This window comes from uncultured Caballeronia sp. (assembly GCF_964243625.1).
Lineage (GTDB): Bacteria > Pseudomonadota > Gammaproteobacteria > Burkholderiales > Burkholderiaceae > Caballeronia.
The window spans coordinates 1-3110 of the sequence record NZ_CAXTGZ010000684.1; the positions used below are offsets into that span (position 1 = coordinate 1).

The 3110-nt window shown below is 57.4% G+C and carries 4 protein-coding genes; 3 read left to right on the top strand and 1 reads right to left on the bottom strand.

Features of this window, described 5'->3' with window-relative positions; translation table 11 throughout:
• Window positions 1-513 (bottom strand): hypothetical protein (locus tag ACFFAR_RS29240; RefSeq protein WP_375509015.1); only part of this gene is annotated, 513 nt, incomplete at its 3' end.
• A gap of 360 nt (window positions 514-873) precedes the next feature.
• Here ACFFAR_RS29240 and ACFFAR_RS29245 point away from each other — a divergent pair.
• The 3 genes from ACFFAR_RS29245 to ACFFAR_RS29255 all read left to right on the top strand — a co-directional run.
• Window positions 874-1638, top strand: a complete 765-nt coding sequence (locus tag ACFFAR_RS29245) for a GntR family transcriptional regulator (protein WP_375509016.1) — start codon at window positions 874-876, stop codon at window positions 1636-1638.
• Between the two features lie 206 nt (window positions 1639-1844).
• Window positions 1845-2234 (top strand): hypothetical protein, encoded by a 390-nt coding sequence (locus tag ACFFAR_RS29250; RefSeq protein WP_375509017.1) that lies wholly within the window; start codon window positions 1845-1847, stop codon window positions 2232-2234.
• Between the two features lie 155 nt (window positions 2235-2389).
• The coding region (locus tag ACFFAR_RS29255) for a transposase (RefSeq protein WP_375509018.1) at window positions 2390-3110 on the top strand (721 nt) is incomplete at its 3' end.

Consider the following 3110-nt stretch of genomic DNA (forward strand, 5'->3'; position numbering starts at 1 on the left):
GCTAAAAATCGGCGCACTTGTCCGATCGCCAATACGGCCGATCTGACTGTTGGACAATCCGAGATCCGATAAAAGGTTTGCCGCGGCTTCCGTCGTCTTCACGATCGACGAACCGGGTCGATCCGCATACTCTCTGCCGATTGCACCAATCTGCCAAATCTGTTCGACCCCGACCGGCTCGCCACCCGGCGGCAGAATGACGGATTGCGTAAAGAACGACAGCAGCACCATTTCTTTGTCGCTATCGGTGGGTACGATGAGCAAACCTTCCCGCATCCAGTCGCAGACATAACGCAAATAGGGATTCGAGGCGTGAAACCAACCGGCCGATCCAGCATGAATGATCAAGGCATCGTGGCCGGCGAGCACCGCTTCACGACGAATGCGGCGAACCCGCTCGGCAAACTCCTCAGGCGGCAATGGCAACGGTGCGGTGAAAGCGAAAACAGGTTCAAAATCGTTCAATAAGGATTCGATACGGCGGTATGGCTGACGGTAGGGATGAGCGTTCACTTTCGTTTCCTGTCTCGTTAATAATCGGCAAAAGACGCCGCGACGATAAAATTCGTCGTTCCGCGCCGCGTCGATCTCACCCGGATATCAAAACACCGTGCGTGACGGAGTCACCGAACTAAACTGTGCAAAAATTGCTCGTCGCGGACTTACGTTCGCTCTGACCAATAACCTAATGCAGACACCGTGCCATGCTGCATTTTTGAACCCGAAAAACCTCAGCAACTATATGATTTTTATGTAATTATTTTCTTGCGCTTATACTTTTGAACATAGTTACGAAACTATGTTTTTATGTTCGTTCGCAATTCTGGTGCAATGTGTTGCACCAGAATTGATTGATGATGCACGGAGATTGGTATGCGAAACGCGGCAAAACGCCGATCAAAAAGTTCGGCCACTGAGCGAGAACTCGCCGGGGAATCGGTCGATGTCAGCGAAGATGTCAGCAATCGGATCTGTGCGACCTTGGCGGCGGCTATCGGCGAGGGCGCACTCAAACCTGGTGCGAAGATCTTGGAAGACACGATTGCGGAGCACTTTAAAGTCAGCCGCACCGTTGTAAGGGGTGCCCTTGGGATACTGGAGCACGATCATCTGCTGGAGCGCAAACGTAATCGGGGATCATTTGTCGCGGAACCGACAATCGAACAGGCAAAAGAACTGTTCGAAGCGCGTAGAGCGATGGAAGGACTGGTTTTGGGCCTTGCCGTCGAGCGCGGCACGCTAGCGGACTTTGATCGCCTTGATGTGATTATTAATCGAGAAGATGCGATCCATCATGGTGGCGACGAAAAAGCCAAAGCAGAACTCTCTGGGGATTTTCACATCGAGATCGCCCGTATCAGTGGCAACAAGGTGCTGACCGAGCTATTAGAGAAAGTCATCGCGCGACTCGCGCTGGTGATGGTCCTGTACGAGCAAGACCATCACGACGACTGTGGCACGGACCACCATCGTGCGATCCTGAATGCGTTGAGAGTCAAAGATCGCGCACTCGCGCTACAGTTGATGGACGAGCACTTGGCCGAGGTGGAAGAACGCGTCCGCTTGACGCAGGATCACGGGGATCGTCACTCGTTCGAAGCGATGCTGGCGAATTTCTCGACACAGCCATCGCCATAAGCCTTGCTTTTCCGGCGTGCACCGAACAAGGCGCGCTGACAATCCTGCGCAATTACGGTACCTCGCTCCGAGGATTTGCGCCGCACCCCCGAACTGGACATTACAAATTGGACTCTACAGTTCTTGTCGAGGCTAGATTTGCGGCGCCTCCGGTTTTTTTGGACACAGATTTGGGGTAAAACGTGTGTTCCAAACTGGAGCGGGTGATGTTGAAGAAAGTCAATGCAAAAGGGGTTGCGCCAGTGGCGCTGGAAGGCGCGCGTAGCGCGACTGGAAGCGCCTCTGGCGCGGCCGAAGTCAAACGCTGGTCGAGCGGCCGCAAACGTAGCGTGGTCCTTCGGTTGCTGCGCGGCGAACCGGTCGACTCCGTGTCCCGTGAAGTGGGCGTGACGATCGCCGAACTTGAGCAATGGCGTGAGCTGGCACTGGCCGGCATGGAGGCCGGCCTGAAGTCACGGACCAGCGATCCACAGGAAGCCCGGCTCAATGACGCTGTGCGCCGCGTGGGCGAGCTGTCTATGGAAAACGAGATTCTGCGCAAGGAGCGTGAACTGCAGACCCGTCGCCCTTTGACCGCTCGGAGATCGTCGACATGAGCCACGCGATCTCCGTCAGTGCAGGCAGGCCCTTTGGGTTGCAACGGGTTTGCCAGGTCCTCGAATTCCCGCGCTCGACGATCTATGCAGTTCGTGCCAGGGCGAGCGCAAGTGTTACGCCGATGCTGCCGCGCAGGCGTGGACCAAAACCGAAGATGCCCGATGCCGACCTGCTCCAGGCCATCCGCGACGATCTGGCGGCTTCGCCCTTCATCGGCGAGGGGCACCGCAAGGTCTGGGCGCGGCTGCGCATCGTGCGCGACATCCGCGTCTCCCGGACCCGCGTACTGCGGTTGATGCACGAGCACGGGTTGCTCTCGCCGCATCGTCAGGCGCGGGGCGAACCCGACCTTCACGACGGCCGGATCACGACCGATTGCCCGAATGAAATGTGGGGCACCGATGGCGTGCGCATTGCGACCGTGGATGACGGCATGGCGTGGATCTTCTCGGCGGTCGATCATTGCGATGGCATGTGTACTGGCATCCATGCTGCGAAAATCGGTGACCGCTTCGCTGCGCTTGAGCCGATCTCCCAGGGGCTGCACAGCGAGTTCGGTGGCGTTGTCGCAGACTCGGGCCGCGGACTGTCGCTGCGCATGGATCACGGCTCGCAATACACCTCGGACGACTTCCGTGACCAGATCCGGTTCTGGGGCATTGCGCCGAGCTACGCCTTCGTCGCCGAGCCGCAGACCAACGGCGTTGCCGAACGGTTCAACCGGACGCTGAAGGAACAGGCTATTCATGGGCGCATCTTCAGAAATCTCGAGGAGGTTCGTGCCGCCGCCATTGAATTCAAGGACCGATACAATCGCGACTGGCGTCTTGAAAAGCTGGGCTTCAAATCACCCCTCGAAGCCCGTCAGGAACGGC

What these genes read in the sequence shown, in the direction of transcription:
- ACFFAR_RS29245 (WP_375509016.1), top strand. Translation starts at nt 874, where the DNA reads ATGCGAAACGCGGCAAAACGCCGATCAAAAAGTTCGGCCACTGAGCGA.
- ACFFAR_RS29250 (WP_375509017.1), top strand. Translation starts at nt 1,845, where the DNA reads ATGTTGAAGAAAGTCAATGCAAAAGGGGTTGCGCCAGTGGCGCTGGAA.